Annotated in this window: 14 protein-coding genes; 3 read left to right on the top strand and 11 right to left on the bottom strand. The window is 70.6% G+C overall.

Features of this window, described 5'->3' with window-relative positions:
- Positions 1 to 65: 65 nt before the first annotated feature.
- The 5 genes from katG to SPR02S_RS06205 are packed head-to-tail and all read right to left on the bottom strand — an operon-like array spanning position 66 to position 7,554.
- The gene (gene katG / locus SPR02S_RS06225) at positions 66 to 2,279 is read right to left on the bottom strand and encodes a catalase/peroxidase HPI (RefSeq protein WP_019056073.1); all 2,214 of its coding nucleotides are present in this window, start codon (positions 2,277 to 2,279) and stop codon (positions 66 to 68) included.
- A gap of 34 nt (positions 2,280 to 2,313) precedes the next feature.
- A complete protein-coding gene (locus SPR02S_RS06220; RefSeq protein ID WP_019056072.1) occupies positions 2,314 to 2,751 on the bottom strand; it encodes a Fur family transcriptional regulator in 438 nt (145 codons plus the stop codon).
- A 50-nt stretch (positions 2,752 to 2,801) separates the two neighbouring features.
- A complete protein-coding gene (locus SPR02S_RS55230) occupies positions 2,802 to 4,319 on the bottom strand; it encodes an AMP-binding protein (RefSeq protein ID WP_019056071.1) in 1,518 nt (505 codons plus the stop codon).
- Positions 4,316 to 6,670, bottom strand: coding sequence for a CaiB/BaiF CoA-transferase family protein (locus tag SPR02S_RS06210; protein WP_019056070.1), 2,355 nt, complete (start codon positions 6,668 to 6,670; stop codon positions 4,316 to 4,318). Before SPR02S_RS06210 ends, SPR02S_RS55230 begins: the two co-directional genes overlap by 4 nt.
- Before the next feature lie 17 nt (positions 6,671 to 6,687).
- A complete protein-coding gene (locus SPR02S_RS06205; RefSeq protein ID WP_026150276.1) occupies positions 6,688 to 7,554 on the bottom strand; it encodes an alpha/beta fold hydrolase in 867 nt (288 codons plus the stop codon).
- A 128-nt stretch (positions 7,555 to 7,682) separates the two neighbouring features.
- On the opposite strand from SPR02S_RS06205, the gene SPR02S_RS06200 reads away from it, so the two are divergent.
- Together SPR02S_RS06200 and SPR02S_RS06195 are read left to right on the top strand one after the other, a co-directional pair.
- Entirely contained in the window at positions 7,683 to 8,168 is a 486-nt protein-coding gene (locus SPR02S_RS06200) for an FAS1-like dehydratase domain-containing protein (RefSeq protein WP_019056068.1), read from the top strand.
- Positions 8,165 to 8,581: a hotdog family protein gene (locus SPR02S_RS06195; protein WP_019056067.1), complete on the top strand. Its 417-nt coding sequence runs from the start codon at positions 8,165 to 8,167 to the stop codon at positions 8,579 to 8,581. The genes SPR02S_RS06200 and SPR02S_RS06195 overlap by 4 nt, the downstream gene beginning before the upstream one ends.
- Here the strand turns inward: SPR02S_RS06195 and SPR02S_RS06190 are convergent.
- Positions 8,568 to 9,206: an HAD family hydrolase gene (locus SPR02S_RS06190; RefSeq protein ID WP_019056066.1), complete on the bottom strand. Its 639-nt coding sequence runs from the start codon at positions 9,204 to 9,206 to the stop codon at positions 8,568 to 8,570. The genes SPR02S_RS06195 and SPR02S_RS06190 overlap by 14 nt on opposite strands.
- Before the next feature lie 82 nt (positions 9,207 to 9,288).
- Positions 9,289 to 10,479 (bottom strand): MFS transporter, encoded by a 1,191-nt coding sequence (locus SPR02S_RS06185; RefSeq protein ID WP_043258105.1) that lies wholly within the window; start codon positions 10,477 to 10,479, stop codon positions 9,289 to 9,291.
- A gap of 89 nt (positions 10,480 to 10,568) precedes the next feature.
- Here SPR02S_RS06185 and SPR02S_RS06180 point away from each other — a divergent pair, with 89 nt between their 5' ends.
- Positions 10,569 to 11,330 carry a DeoR/GlpR family DNA-binding transcription regulator gene (locus SPR02S_RS06180; RefSeq protein WP_019056064.1) on the top strand — a complete coding sequence of 254 codons (762 nt, stop codon included), beginning with the start codon at positions 10,569 to 10,571 and terminating at the stop codon, positions 11,328 to 11,330.
- A gap of 36 nt (positions 11,331 to 11,366) precedes the next feature.
- Here the strand turns inward: SPR02S_RS06180 and SPR02S_RS06175 are convergent, their stop codons facing one another.
- From SPR02S_RS06175 to SPR02S_RS06160, 4 genes are read right to left on the bottom strand one after another with little or no spacing between them, the layout of a single operon-like run.
- A complete protein-coding gene (locus SPR02S_RS06175; protein ID WP_019056063.1) occupies positions 11,367 to 12,332 on the bottom strand; it encodes a quinone oxidoreductase family protein in 966 nt (321 codons plus the stop codon).
- A complete protein-coding gene (locus SPR02S_RS06170) occupies positions 12,329 to 13,150 on the bottom strand; it encodes an ABC transporter permease (protein WP_019056062.1) in 822 nt (273 codons plus the stop codon). Before SPR02S_RS06170 ends, SPR02S_RS06175 begins: the two co-directional genes overlap by 4 nt.
- The gene (locus tag SPR02S_RS06165) at positions 13,147 to 13,992 is read right to left on the bottom strand and encodes an ABC transporter ATP-binding protein (RefSeq protein WP_019056061.1); all 846 of its coding nucleotides are present in this window, start codon (positions 13,990 to 13,992) and stop codon (positions 13,147 to 13,149) included. Before SPR02S_RS06165 ends, SPR02S_RS06170 begins: the two co-directional genes overlap by 4 nt.
- Complete coding sequence (locus tag SPR02S_RS06160; protein ID WP_019056060.1) at positions 13,989 to 14,996, bottom strand: ABC transporter substrate-binding protein; 1,008 nt, start codon at positions 14,994 to 14,996, stop codon at positions 13,989 to 13,991. Before SPR02S_RS06160 ends, SPR02S_RS06165 begins: the two co-directional genes overlap by 4 nt.
- Positions 14,997 to 15,240: the final 244 nt, after the last annotated feature.

Here is a 15,240-nt window from a genome sequence, read left to right as displayed (position 1 = left end):
CCGTAAGGGCCGACCCGGACGTCAGTGGTGCGATGCCGTAGAACTACTCGGACTGAGACTCAGTCTCAGACGAGGTCGAACCGGTCCAGGTCGGAGACCTTGGCCCAGGCGTCGACGAAGTCCTTCACGAACTTCTCCTTCGCGTCGTCGCTCGCGTAGACCTCGGCGAGCGCGCGCAGCTCGGAGTTGGAGCCGAAGACCAGGTCGGCACGGGTGCCGGTCCACTTGACCGCGCCGGAGGCGTCGCGGGCCTCGAAGGTCTGCTGGTCCGAGGAGGTCGACGTCCACGTGGTGCCCAGGTCGAGCAGGTTCACGAAGAAGTCGTTGGTCAGCGTGCCGACCTTGTCGGTGAGGACACCGTGCGTGGACTGGCCCTGGTTGGCGCCCAGGACACGCAGGCCGCCGACGAGGACGGTCAGCTCGGGGGCGCTCAGCGTGAGCAGGTTCGCCCGGTCCAGCAGCAGGTACTCGGCGGGAAGGCGGTTGCCCTTGCCGAGGTAGTTGCGGAAGCCGTCGACGTTCGGCTCCAGAGCGGCGAACGACTCGACGTCGGTGTGCTCCTCGGTCGCGTCGACACGGCCCGGCGTGAAGGGGACCTCCACGTCGACGCCGCCGTCCTTGGCCGCCTTCTCGACCGCGGCGGCGCCGCCGAGGACGATCAGGTCGGCCAGGGAGACCTTCTTGGCGCCGGAGTTGAACTCCGCCTGGATGCCTTCCAGAACACGCAGCACCTGAGCGAGCTGGTCGGGGTCGTTGGCCTCCCAGCCGCGCTGCGGCTCCAGGCGGATACGGGCACCGTTGGCGCCGCCGCGCTTGTCGCTGCCCCGGAAGGTGGAGGCGGACGCCCATGCGGTGGACACGAGCTGCGAGACGGTCAGGTCCGAGGCGAGGATCTTCGCCTTGAGGGCCGTGATGTCGGCGGCGTCGATGGTCTCGCCCTCGGCCTGCGGCAGCGGGTCCTGCCACAGCAGGCTCTCCGCGGGGACCTCCGGGCCGAGGTACAGGGACTTCGGGCCCAGGTCGCGGTGGGTCAGCTTGAACCAGGCGCGGGCGAAGGCGTCCGCGAACTGGGCCGGGTTCTCGTGGAAGCGCTTCGAGATCTCGCCGTAGATCGGGTCGAAGCGCAGCGCGAGGTCGGTGGTGAGCATCATCGGGCGCTTCTTCTTCGACGCGTCGTGCGCGTCCGGGATGATCGCCTCGGCGTCCTTGGCCACCCACTGGTTGGCACCGGCGGGGCTCTGGGTCAGCTCCCACTCGTAGCCGAAGAGGAGGTCGAAGAAGTCGTTGCTCCACTGGGTGGGCTTGGTGGTCCAGGTCACCTCGAGGCCGGAGGTGATCGCGTCGCCGCCCTTGCCGGTGCCGTAGGTGTTGGCCCAGCCGAGGCCCTGGGCCTCAAGGGGAGCGGCCTCGGGGTCGTCGCCGACCGACTCGGCCGGGCCCGCGCCGTGGGTCTTGCCGAAGGTGTGGCCGCCGGCGATGAGGGCGACGGTCTCCTCGTCGTTCATGGCCATACGGCGGAAGGTCTCGCGGATGTCGCGGGCCGAGGCCAGCGGGTCCGGGTTGCCGTTGGGGCCCTCGGGGTTGACGTAGATGAGGCCCATCTGGACGGCGCCGAGCGGGTTCTCAAGCTCGCGGTCGCCGGTGTAGCGCTGGTCGTCGAGCCAGGTGGTCTCGGGACCCCAGTACACGTCCTCGTCGGCCTCCCAGACGTCGGCACGGCCGCCGGCGAAGCCGAAGGTCTCGAAGCCCATCGTCTCCAGCGCCACGTTGCCCGTGAGGATCAGGAGGTCGGCCCAGGAGATGGACTGGCCGTACTTCTTCTTGACCGGCCACAGCAGACGGCGGGCCTTGTCGAGGTTGCCGTTGTCCGGCCAGCTGTTCAGCGGCGCGAAGCGCTGCTGGCCACGGCCGCCACCGCCGCGGCCGTCGCTGATGCGGTAGGTGCCGGCGCTGTGCCAGGCCATGCGGATCATCAGCGGGCCGTAGTTGCCGAAGTCGGCCGGCCACCAGTCCTGCGAGGTGGTCAGTACCTCGGCGATGTCCTGTTTGACGGCCGCGAGGTCGAGGGCACCGAACGCCTCGGCGTAGTCGAAATCCGCGCCGAGCGGGTTCGCGACGACCGGGTCCTTGGCGAGGATCTTCAGGTTGAGCCGCTCCGGCCACCACTGACGGTTGCCACCGCCCTGGGTCGGGTGCGCGGCGCGGCCGTGCGCGACGGGGCAGCCCCCGGCATCCTCCGACTTCGCGTCCGTGACGATTGCGTCGTGGTTCTCAGACATGGGAATCCTTCCAAAACGGGGTGGAACACGTGGCTCAGGAACTGGGGACCGCGGTACAGGCGGGGCACAGGCCCCAGTAGATGACCTCGGCCTCGTCGATCGAGAAGCCTTGGTCGTCGGCGGCGGTCAGGCAGGGTGCCTCGCCGACCGCGCAGTCGACATCGGCGACGACACCGCACGACCTGCACATGAGGTGGTGGTGGTTGTCGCCGACGCGTCCTTCGAAGCGGGCGGGACTGCCTGCCGGTTCGATACGGCGTACGAGTCCGGCCGAGGTCAGCGCGTGGAGCGCGTCGTACACGGCCTGGAGCGATATGTGTCCTACGCGGTCACGGACCCCGGACGCGACCGCCTCGACATCGAGGTGGTCACCGTGCCGGACGGTCTCGAGCAGCGCGACGCGGGCTGCCGTCACCCGCAGGCCGGCACCGCGCAGCTCCTCGGCGGTGGTCGGTGGCTGGGATGCGGTCATGGCGCTCAACCTACAGCCATAAACACGAGTGATTCAAGAAAACAAACAGTTCAAGTTAGATGTCGTGCCGGGGTGGGCGGCATGGACCGGTCCCAGGTGGTGGCGGTGACCCCGCGTTCGCGCAGTACGCCCTTGCGAACCTTGCCGGTCTCGGTGAGCGGGAGCTCACGGACGGTGTCGATGTAGCGGGGCACCGCGAACGGCGGCAGCTCGTCCGCGCAGTGCCGTAGGAGGTCACCGAGGTCCAGCACCTGTCCGGGCGCGGGGACGACGGCGACCATCACCTCGTCCTCGGCCAGCTCGGAGGGCACCGGGAAGGCCGCCGCGTCGGCGACCGCCGGATGCGAGCGGACGACGGACTCCACCTCCTGCGAGGACACGTTCTCGCCGCGCCGCCGGATCACGTCCTTGATCCGGTCGACGAACCGGAACCATCCGTCGGCCTCCCGCACGACCCGGTCCCCGGTGCGCCGCCATGCGGTGGGACCGGGCTCGGACTCCCCCAAGTACCCGGTGCAGAAGGCGAATTCATGTGCGCTACGGACCACCAGCTCACCGGCGACACCGTCCGCGACGGGATCGAGCCGGTCGTCGACCACCCGTACGGAGAAGCCGTCGCGCACGGTACCGACGTAACCGGGCCGCTGCTCCCCGGGCGTCGACCCGATGACGAGGTTCGTCTCCGTCGACCCGAACCCGTCGACGAGCGTGACCCCGAACCGCGCACGGAAGGGCTCCCACGCCGAACCGGGGATGGCCGGAGAAAGCCCCCGCCGGGCCCGGTGCGCACGGTCGCCGGAGCCCGGCGGCTGCGCCAGCAGCATGGGCACCATCGCACCCAGCAGATAGACGACGGTCGCCCCGGCCTCAGCCACCCGTTCCCAGTACCGCGTCGCGGAGAACCGCTCACCGATCACACAGCTCGCGCCCACGGCCATGGCGTGCGCGAGGGTGTTCAGCGCGTTGGTGTGGAAGAGCGGCAGGCAGGTGTACAGCACGTCGTCGGCGGTGAGCCGGAGCGAGTCGGAGACGTTGCGGCCCCACCACACGGTCTGCGCGTGCGGGCAGCGCACACCGCGCGCCGCTCCCGTCGTGCCCGAGGTGAACAGCACGAACGCCGTGTCCTCCGGGCGCACTTGGGCCGACGGTACGGCGGGGACCGTACCCGGCACCGGTACGCCGTCCCCGCCCACGACCCACAACTCCCCCTGAAATCCCGCCGCTACGACCCGTTCCGCCAACTTCTCCTCCACCAGCAGGAATTGCGGTTCCGCGGCACGCAAAACATCCCGCAGCCCACCACCGCGCAGACCGGTGTTGAGCGGGATCAGTACCGCTCCCAGCCAGGCGCAGCCGAGGATGAGGTCGACGACCTCGATGCGGTTGTCGGCCATGACGGCGACGCGGTCACCCGGTCGGCAGCCGCGCTCGGCGAGGGCTCCGGCCATCGTGGCGGCGGCCGTTCGGGTCTCCGCGTACGTCCGTGTCACCGACCCCACCCGCAGGAAGGGCCGCTCCCCGAACTCCCCGGCCGCCGCGTCGAGGAGACCGGGGATGGTGTCGGTCACCGCAGGACTCCGGCCTCCCGGAGCCGCTGCACGCGCTCCGCCGAGAACCCCGCCACTTCGCCCAGTACGGCGTCGGTGTCGGCGCCGAGTACCGGCGCGGCCGCGCGGATCCCGCCAGGTGTCCGGGTCAGGCGGACAGGAACGCCCTCGTGGAGGAAGGCGCCCGCGACCGGGTGTTCCTTGCGTACGTAGAAGCCGCGGGCCCTCAACTGCGGGTCGTGTTCGACGAGTTCACGCCCGTCCTGCGCGGCTCCGGCCGGGACGCCGTGCGCCTGGAGTGTCTCGGCGGCGACGTCGGCGGGGAGCGTGCGGGTCCACTCCCCCAGTGCGGAGTCGACCAGGGCTGTCGAGCGGCGCCGGGCCTCCGCCGTGAACGTCCGTTCATCCGCGGCGAGTTCGGGTCGGCCGATCACCTCGCACAGCGCCGCCCACTCGGTGTCGCCGCGGACGCTGACGGCCACCCATCGGTCGGTGCCGAGGCAGCGGTAGACGCCCTGGGGGCTCCAGCTCGGGTGGGTGTTGCCGCTCGGTTTCACCGCCGGGCCGCCGAGGAGACTGGTGCCCATGTGGGCTGCTGTCGCCTCCAGTTGGGACAGGTCGATGTGCTGTCCGCGTCCGGTGACGGCACGGTGCTCCAGCGCGGCGACCGCGGCGAGGGCGGCCTGTAGTCCCGCGACGATGTCGCCGTGGCCGTAGATCACCCCGACCACCTCGTCCGGTCCCCAGCCGGTCAGTCCGGTCAGGCCGGCACTCGCCGAGACCGTGTCGGCGTACGACACCCAGCCGTTGCGTGGTCCTGTGTGCCCCATACCCGACATGCTGACGTACACGAGATCCGGGTTGATCCGGGTCAACTCCTCGTAGCCCAGGCCGAGTTTGCGCATGACCGTGGAGCTGAAGTTCTCCACGAGGACGTCGCAGTGGGCGATGAGTTCGCGCAGCACCGTGATGCCGTCCTCGGTGCGGGTGTCGAGGGCGATGCTGCGTTTGTTGCGGTTGACCTCGTTGAAGTAGCCGTTGGTGTTCGGGTCCGTGTGGGGGCCTCGGGAGAGGTGCATGAAGGGGGCGAAGCGGGTGGGGTCGGGGCGGCCCAGGGACTCGACCTTGATCACCTCGGCGCCGTGGTCGGCCAGGACCTTGGTGCAGTACGGGCCGGCGAGGACCCAGGTCAGGTCGAGGACGCGGATGCCGTGCAGGGCGGGATACGCGGGTTGTGCGGAGGTCTTCTCGGCCGGGATCGCGCGTGTAACGCGGGGTTCGGCCTCTTCGGTGCCTTCGGTGCCTTCGGCGTCGAGGAGGTGCTGGTCCGCGCCCACGCCCCGGACCTCCAACTCCCGTACCCGGTGGCCTTCCGGGAACGCGAAGGGGAAGCCCAGGTCGGTCCGCTCGCCCTCCGGTGTGCGTACCCGGGTGAAGAAGTCGCGGGCGGCGAGCTGGGGGTTGTCGGGGAGTTCGTGCGGCAGGTCGACGGCGGCCCAGGGCAGCTTTCTGGCCTGGGCCCGTTCCGCGAACTCGGCCTTGGGCCAGGTGCCCACGAAGTCCTGGACGACCGTGAACACATGCTCCTGGTGCGTCTTGCGTTCGACCGGGTCCTGCCAGCGCGGTTCGGTGAGGTCGGCCGCCGCGTCCTCCTCGCGGAGCCAGTCGAGCAGCGCGTCCCACATGCGCGGGCTGCCGCCGAGTCCGCCGCCCAAGTAGCCGTCGGCGGCCCGGAACAGGCCGTGCGGGACGAGGGGATGGACGCTGCCGGGGCGCGGCGGAACCCGGTCCTCGTGCAGATAGGCGAGCGTTCCGGCCTCCAGTGCGGCTGCCACGCACGCCTGTGCGGAGACGTCGACGAGTTGCCCCGGGCCGGTACGACGCGCGCGGAGGCCGAGCAGGGCGGCGATGGCCGCGTTGACGCCGGCGAGTTGCTCGGCCTGGTGCTCGGGCAGTCGTAGCGGCGGGCCGTCGGGGTCGCCGACCTGGGCGAGCATCCCGCCGAGCGCGGCCACGACGAGGTCGGTGCCCTGCCAGTCGGTGCGGGGGCCGATCAGCCCGAAGGAGGTGACGCGGACGTGCACGAGGTCGTCGAGCCCTTCCGCGAGCGCCTCGGCGCCGCTCGGGCTCCCGTCGAGCAGCACGTCAGCGGTGGCGAGGAGACCGCGCAACTCTTCGGGCGAGGCGGGCACGACCGATCGTTTGCCCGCGTGCCAGTGGGTGAACGCGTCGCCGTCGAGTTCGCGTCGGGTCTCGTCGCCCTCCGGTGGTTCGACGAGCACCACCTCGTACCCGAGCCCGACCAGCAGGCGGCCTGCGAACCGGGTGAAGGGGCTGGGCAGTTCGACGACCTTCACGGCGGACTCGCTCATGTCTCCTCCCCGGAGAGTCAGTTGTGCTGCTGGTTCAGGAAGCCGGAGACCACGCTGTGGTAGTCGTACGGCCGTTCCTCCTGCGGGTGGTGGGAGGCCTCGCTCATCACGTGCAGGTTGCCCTTGGGGATCATGCGGGCCAGCATCAGCGGGTAGTCCGGGGTCAGGAACGCGTCCTGCATGCCCCACAGGAACAGCGTCGGCGCGACGATCCGGCCGAGTTCGGCGGTGAGGTCCTGCCAGTCGCCGCGCGGGTTGTCGGAGGCGCCGGCGAGGGCGGTCTCCTCGGGATCGAGGCTCTGCTCGTAGCGCAGGGTCACGGTGCCGTCGGGGATCGCGGCCGGGTCGAACCACTCCAGGCGGGCGATGAGTTCGCGCATCTTCTGCCACGAGGGACCGGTGCCGCCGTAGTAGACGTCGCGGGCGTTGCGGCCCCGGCGACCGCCTTCCGGCAGCGGCGCGAGCGGGCCGTAGAAGACGGGCATGCTGCCGGTGATCACCAACGACCGTACGCGCTCGGGGTACTTGGCGGCGAGGTTCAGCGCGATGGTGCCGCCCCAGGAGTTGCAGACGAAGTCGGCGCGGTCGACGCCGAGTTCGTCGAGGAGGGCGACCGTCTTGGCCGCGTGGTAGTCCCACATGGGGCCCTCGATGACGGGCTTGGCGGACTTGCCGTACTGGAGGATGTCGATGAGCAGGCAGCGGCGCTCCGTCGCGAACAGCCGTGCCACCTGCCCGAAGTCCGACCAGCCGGTGCATCCCGGGCCGCCGCCGTGCAGAAAGACGGTAGCGCTGCCTTCCCCCAGTTCGACGTAGTGGTACTTGACGCCGTCCGCTTCCGCGTAGGTGCCCTCCGGGGGCGCCTGGATGTCCATGAGGTCCATGTGCTGATGGTGGGGCGGCGGCGGACCCCGCCCAAGGGGAACGGTCCACTGAGCGGGCCCCTTCCATGGCGGTCGGGGGCGGTGGTCCTTAACGTCCGACACATCCGTGCACGGAGAGGAGGCAACTCGTGATCAGGAGCGCCGTGTTGGAGCTGGTCGAGGATCGGGCCCGGGCGTCGGTGGGCAGGTGGGAGCGGCGGTCGTTGGGTGTCGTACGGGCCGAGGACGCGGCGGAGTTCGCGCGGGCGGCCGGTGAGCGCGCACCGCGTCTCGTCGATCCCACTCGCGCCGATTTCACCGTCCACCCCATGTACGTGGTGAGTCTGCTGCGCGGGGCGCCCGGGGCCGATGCGGCGGAGTTCCGGCCGGACGGCATGTACCGCGACGAGGTCCCCGGCACCGACGGGCTCGACGTCCGGCTGATGGCGGGCGGCCAGGACGTGCGCTGGGTCGGGGAGGTGCGGTCGGGCGATCCGATCGAGCTGCGGCGCGCGCTGACTGCCGTGGAACGCAAGGGAGTTGGGGAGGGATTCCTGCTCCTCACGATGGAGAAGGTGTACGGCGCGGCGCGGGGGGCGATGGTGGAGGTCACGGAGAGGTTCATCGTCCGATGACGGGCCACCGGGAACGCCAAATCGTCGTGGGGCAGGCGGTGTTGCCCGTCGAGCTGACACCCGAGGCGATCTCCCTGCTGTGGTTCGGTGCCGTCACTCGCAACGCCCATCTCATCCACTACGACACCGAGTTCGCCCGGTCGGAGGGGCTGGCCGGGCCGGTCGTCATGGCCCAGTTGCACGGCTGTCTGTTCCATCGTGCGGCTGCGGAGTTCGCGGGCGCGGGCGGGCGGGTGCGGGAGGTCGGCTGGCGTAATCGGGCGCCGGCGCACGTCGGTGACCGGCTGGTGGTGACGGGCACCGTGCAGTCGGTGGACGCGAGCAGTGGTGCGGTGACGCTGGATCTGGTCGAGCGATGCGGTGCTGATGGAGTCGTGTGCTGCCGGGGGCGCGCGGTGGTCATCCCCGGGTGAGCGGGACCGCAGGCTTCGGCAGCCAGGCGTTGATGACGGTTGCCAGGTCGTCGGGGTCGGTGAAGACGTGGCCGTTCATTCCCGTCGCTCGCGCGGCTCGTACGTTCTCCTCGCGGTCGTCGACGAAGAGGAAGTCGGCCGGGGCTGCCCGCATGGCGGTGACGCAGTGCTGGAAGGCTGCCGGGTCCGGCTTCGCCGCTCCGATCTTTCCGGAGAAGGCGACGTGGTCCAGTCGGTGCAGCCAGGGCTGCGCGGCGAGGAAGGCGTCCGCGTGGTCCGAGGGGATGTTGGACAGCAGGGCGACCTCGGTGACCTCGCGGAGGGACTGGACGTAGGCCACCATCCGGTCGTCGACGCGTGACCAGCTGTCGATGTCGGTGAGGCGCAGTTCCTCGATCGTGTCTGCGTCGGCGGGCCGGGACAGCTGCCGCAGTACGGCGGTCCAGTACTCGGGCGCGGACTGCCGGCCGGCGTCGTAGGGCGGGCGGCAGGCCCAGTAGGCCGCGGTGAAGGCTTCGGTCGGTGCGTGACAGTGGTCGGCCATCTTGCCCTGGGCACCCGGGAGTTGCTGGCGGGCGATGACACCGAAGAGGTCGAAGAGCACGATGCGCCGGTCTGTAGGCATGGCGGGGGTTCCTCCGGGTTCTGGCGGCCGGGGTGGGCGGAGAAGCCTGTGCGGCACGGAGTGAGCCGTGCCGCACAGGCGGTCAGGTGCCGCTTGCCGCCAGCTCGCGCGAGCGGTCGGAGTCGGTGCGCAGGACTCCGGCGGCCACGGCGGTGATCGCGCACAGCAGGATCAGCAGGACGAAGGCGTGGTTCAGGGCGACGAGGTGGGTCAGCCAGCCGATGGCGGCGGGGCCGGCGAGCATGCCGACGTAGCCGAGTCCGGCGACCCGGGAGACATTGGCCCCGGCGGCGGAGGGGTCGGCGTGTCCGGCCGCGCTGAACAGCTGCGGGACACAGCCGGACAGCCCCAGACCGAACAGTGCCCATCCCGCGAACGCCGCCCATATCCAGGGCGAGACGGTCACGATCGTGATGCCGACGGCGGCCGTCGTCGCGCCGTACCTCAGGATCGCCATGGACCCGAAGCGGGCGACGAGGCGGTCGGCGAGCAGTCGGCCGATGGTCATGGTCGCCGCGAAGGTGCCGTACGCGAAGGCGGCGGTGCTCGCGGGTGCGCCGAGGACGTCCTTGAGGTGCAGGGCGCTCCAGTCGTTGGCGGCGCCCTCGCACAGCATGACCATCAGGGCCAGGGCGGCGAGGATCCAGATACGCCTCCCGGTGCGGCGGGGCCCGGCGGCCGGCGTGTGCTCGACCTGCCCCGCGGGGGCGGTGAGCGTGGTCGGCAGCAGGGCGCGTGCGGTCACCAGGGCGGTCACGATGCCGAGGGCTCCCATGGCGGCCATGCCCGCGGCCGGGCTCAGGCCCGCGCTCGCCGTGGCCGCTCCGACCACCGCGGCGAGGACGCCGCCGACCGAGAACGTGGCGTGGAAGGCCGACATGACAGGCCTGCCGTACGCCTTCTCCACGTGCACGGCGTGGGCGTTCATGCTCACGTCCAGGCAGCCGTTGCAGAACCCGAAGACCAGCAGGGCACCTGCCAGCGTCCACGGTTCCCGGGGCAGGCCCGGCAGCACCAGGGCCGCGCTGCACAGCACGGCGGTGGCGGGGACGACGATGCGCGCCCCGAGCTTGTCGGTCAGGCTCCCGGCCACCTGCATGCCGATGAAGGCCCCCAGCCCCAGCAGCACCAGCAGTCCCCCGAGCGTCGCGTGGCTGACGCCCACCCGCTCCTCGATGGCGGGGATGTTCACCACCCAGGTGCCCATCAGGGTGCCGCACAGGCTGAAGTAGACAAAGGTCGCCACTCGGGCGGATCGAAGCGAATGGCTCATGACAGCAACCGTAACGAACACCAGGCGTGATTGAATACTGTCGCTTCGCACACATTGCATGTTCGTTTCGAGAGGTGTTCAATCGCGGTATGAGCAACGCAGACCGGCACGGGACGATCGCGCAGGCCGTCAGGGAGACCGGCAGGATCACGGTTCAGGAACTCGTCGAACTGACCGGCGCCTCCGAGATGACCATCCGCCGCGACCTCGACGCCCTGTCCGCGCAGGGCGTTCTGGAGCGCGTCCGTGGCGGGGCGCGGACCCTGCTGCTCCGGGGCGAGGAGCCGCCCTTCGCGCTGCGTGCGCACGAGGCCGTGGACGCCAAGCGCCGTATCGCGGCCGAGGTGTGCTCACTCATCGCCGACGGCGAGACCGTCCTCCTGGACAGCGGCACCACCTGCCTGGAGGTCGCCCACCTGCTGCGCCGACGGCGGGTCACGGTGATGCCCCTGTCCTTGCAGGCGATCCAGGTGTTCGGCGAGGGTCCGGGCCCGGTCACGCTGATGGTGCCCGGCGGGCAGCCCCGGGCCGCCGAGGGCGCCCTCACGGGCCCGCTCACCCTCGCGTCCCTGGCGGCGCTCCGCTTCGACACCGCCGTCATGGGCTGCTGCGGTCTGAGCGCGGCCGAGGGCCTGACCGCCTACGACCTCGACGACGCGGCCGTGAAGAAGGCCGCCATCGCCACCGCGCGCCGCATCGTCGTCGCCGCCGACGGCAGCAAGCTCGGCCACACCGCGTACGCCTACGTCGGCCCCACCACACTCCTGCACACCCTGGTCACCGACACCACGGCGCCCGCCGACGAGATCACCGCGCTCGAAGGCACCGGCACCGTCGTCAAGGCCGTCTGACGCCGCAACGCGACACTGACGGCAGCCGGCCGCCCTTCAGCCCAGGTCCAGGTCCAGGTCCAGCACCACCTTGCCGATCGCCTCGCCCGTCCGCAGCCGCTCGGCCGCTTCGGCGAACTCCTCGATGCCGTGCCGCTCCATCTCCAGGGTCAGCACCCCGGTCCGCAGTTCCGCCAGCAGCCCCTGCACGTCCGCCGCGACCTCCTTGCCGCGCGTCATCAGGTTCACCGGCAGCAGGGGCACGTCGGCGAGCAGGAAGTCCGCGAGGTCGACAGTGAACTCGCGTCCGGCGGTGTAGCCGACGAGCGCGACCCGGCCGCGCGGGCGGACGAGCGGGAGCGCGTCGCGCAGGACCGGGCCGCCGACCGTGTCGATGACCACGTCGACCGGGCCGCCGACCGACTCAGGGGACAGCTCGGAGGCGAGGACGGGCTTCGCGGGAGCCGGAACATGGGCGAGCTTGGCCGGGCGTCCGACCACTCCGACCACTTCGGCCCCGGCCCGCGCGGCGACCTGAACCGTCATCGCGCCCACCGCCCCCGCCGCGCCGGTCACGAGCACCCGCTCCCCCGGCCGGACGTCCGCCACCGTGTGCACCGCCGCCCAGGCCGTACCCACCGGTGAGAACCAACTGCACGCCAGGGCAGGGTCCGTGCCCTCTTCCACGATCTCCACGGCGGCGTCCGGCACCAGCGCGTGTTCCGCCCAACAGCCGTCGCGGCGCAGGCCGATGGCCTTGCCGCCTAGGCGGACCAGAGCCCCCTCGGGGTGGGTGTCCGAGGCGAGGACGACTCCGCAGCCCGTGGTGCCCAGTACGGCGGGCAGGTCGGGGAGGATGCCGAACTTGCCGTCCACGACGTTCAGATCGAGGTGTCCCACCTGGGCCGCCCTCATCCGTACGAGGGTGTGGCCGGGGCGGGGCTCCGGCACCGGGCGCTCCACCAGGCGGGGCAGCGAGCCGAAGCTCTCCAGGACCAGGGCGCGGGACTTGGCGGTCGTCACAACTTCACTCCGTATCGACGCAGAACACGGGACGCGACGATCCGCAGGACGCGGTCGAAGACGAACCCGAGGATTCCCAGGGTGATGATCCCGACGAACACCCAGTCGATCCGCCCGTAGTTGCGGGAGGTCCAGATCAACGAGCCGAGTCCGACCTGGGAGGCGACGATCTCGGCGGAGACGATGGTCAGGAAGCTGTTGCCCATGGCGAGGCGGGCGCCGGTGACGATGTGCGGCACGGTCGAGGGCAGCACGATGCTGCGCAGGATCTGGCGGCGGTTCGCGCCCAGGTTCCGGGCCGCGCGCAGCTTGGACTCGCTCACCGCCATGACACCGGCGCTGGTGTTGACCGTGACGATGAAGACGGCCGTGTAGAAGATCAGGACGACTTTCGACGACTCGCCGATGCCCAGCCACACCACAGCCAAGGTCACGAAGGCCACCGGTGGGATGAACCGGAAGAACTCGATGTAGGGCTCCAGGAGTTGGCGGATCACCGGGACCTGTCCGACCAGCAGTCCCACCGGTGCGCCCACGAGTACGCCGAGTCCCCAGCCGATCAGGATGCGGCGGCTGGAGGCGACGACCGAGTTGGTGAGCGTGCCGTCCGACGCCAACTGCCGTGCCGCGTTGAGGGTTTCGCTCGGGGAGGCGACCAGCGAGGAGCCGTACGCCATCGCCAGCAATTGCCAGACGGCGAGGCCGACGAGGACGGACAGGGTGTACATGCCGAGTGCGCGCAGGCGGCTTGCGGTCGCCCAGGCCGGGCGTTTCCTCGCTTCCGCGCTGCCGGTGGCCGCAGCCGTCGCGACGGTCATCGGTCGTCCTCCTCTGCATCGCGCGACGCGTCGTCGAGTCCCTGGTCGCGCAGCGCCTTGCGGACCTCTTCGCCGATGTCCGCCCGGAGTTGGCGGCGCAGTTCGACGGCGGCCGGGTCGTCCTCGTCGCGCGGCCTGGGGAGGTCGACGGGGTAGACAGACTTCACCGAGGCCGCCGGGCCCGCGGTCATGACGGCGATGCGGTCGGCCAGCAGGATCGCCTCGTCGATGTCGTGGGTGACGAAGACGACGGTGCAGCCGGAGGCGCGCCAGATGCGGTCGGTCTCCTCCTGCATCACCTGCCGGGTCTGCGCGTCGAGCGCGCCGAAGGGTTCGTCCATCAGGACGACGCCGGGTTCGTTGGCCAACACCCGGGCGATCTGGACGCGTTGGCGCATGCCGCCGCTGAGCTGGCCCGGGAAGCGGTCCGCGCAGTGCCGTAGCCCCACCAGGCCGAGGTATTCGTCGGCCAGCTTCGTCTGTTCGGCGCGTGAGGCGCCACGCATGCGGGGGCCGAAGGCGACATTCTGACGGACCGTCATCCAGTCGAACAGCGCCTCGCTGCTCTGGAAGACCATGCCCAACTCCGGGTCGGGGCCGGTGATCCGGGCCCCGCCGACGCTGAGGCTGCCCTCGTCCACGGTCACGAAGCCGGCCATGGCCGACAGCAGCGTGGACTTGCCGCAGCCGCTCGGGCCGAGCAGGCACAGGAACTCGCCGGCGGCTATGTCGAGGGAGATGTTCTGGACGGCCTGGAAGGAGTCGAAACGGATGCCGACGCCGTCCGCGCACAGGGCGGCGCCGCGGACCTTCGGCAGGGCGGTGTCCACGACCTCCGTCATGACGATCCCTTCAAGTGCTGGGTGAACCAACCGCGTTGGACGGCCGTCGTGACATCCGGCTGCCCCTTGATCTTGCCGCTGTCCACGAAGAACTTGGCCGTGTTCGCATACCCCTTGAGATCCGCGGCGGTGAAGTCACGGGTCCCGAAGTCGATCTCCTTGATGGCGGTGAGGGTCTGGGCGGCCGGCACCTTCACGGCCTTCTCGGTCGCCTGGGCCGCCGCGTTCGGGTCGCTCTCGGTCAGCCGGGCCGCCTCCTGAAGGGCCTGGGCGACCTTGGTGGCGGTCTCGGAGTTGGCCTTCAGCCAGGCCCCGCTGGTGAGCAGCCACTGGGAGTAACTCAGGCCGTAGGCACCGGTGTTCTCCAGGATCCGGCCGCCCTGCGCGACGCCCTTGGTTGGCCAGGGCTCCCACAGGACGTACGCGTCGACGTCGCCCTTCTGCATCAGGGCCGGGATCTCGGGCGGGTCCGCGGTGATGAACTTGACCGACTTCGGATCGATGTTCTTCGACTCCAGGAACCGGGTGGCCGCGAGCTCGGACAGCCCGGGGGCCACGGCCATCTTGCGTATCTGCGCAGGGGACTTGACCTTCGGGCCGACGACGACCTTGAGGTACTTGCCGGACTGCTCGTAGACCAACAGGGAGCGCAGGTCGGGGTCTTGGGGCAGCATGCTGATCGTGGTGGTGTCCGAGTTGCCGGACATCTGGACCTGACCCGCGACGAGGTTGTTGACGCCTTCGCTGCCCTGCCCGAACTGGACGAGCTGGACGTTCACCCCGTGCTTGGCCCAAAGGCCTTTCGCGTCGGCGACGAAGAAGGGCGCGTACGAGGCGTCGATGCCGACGCCGATGCGGATCGTGGGGCCCGCGGCGTTCTTGCCGGAGCCGGAGCCCGCGGCCGAGTCGGTGGTGCCAGCGCCGCACGCGGTGAGCGTGAGGAGTGCGACGGCGAGGGCGGCCGGGCGTGCGAAGGGGTGGCTTGTCGTGGACCGTGTCTCCATGAGTACCTCAGAGGTCGATGGGAGACCGCCGGCTTCGGCTGGTCGGTGGGGGGCGGCACGGGAATTGGCGCACCGTAGAACGGCGCGCGGCCTCCACGCATCGACGAGGGTCCGCTGAACGGGACGCGCAGGTGAGCCCCGGTCCCGACCCCCTTCGCGCCGAAATGTGACAGATGGGGGTGGGAGTGTCACATTTCCGCCGCAACCTCGGGGCTCGGTCTGCTCAGCGGGACGGGTCTCTTGG

The organism is Streptomyces prunicolor NBRC 13075, assembly GCF_000367365.1.
Classification (GTDB): Bacteria; Actinomycetota; Actinomycetes; order Streptomycetales; family Streptomycetaceae; genus Streptomyces; species Streptomyces prunicolor.
This window is presented reverse-complemented; position numbering and strand designations above follow the sequence as displayed.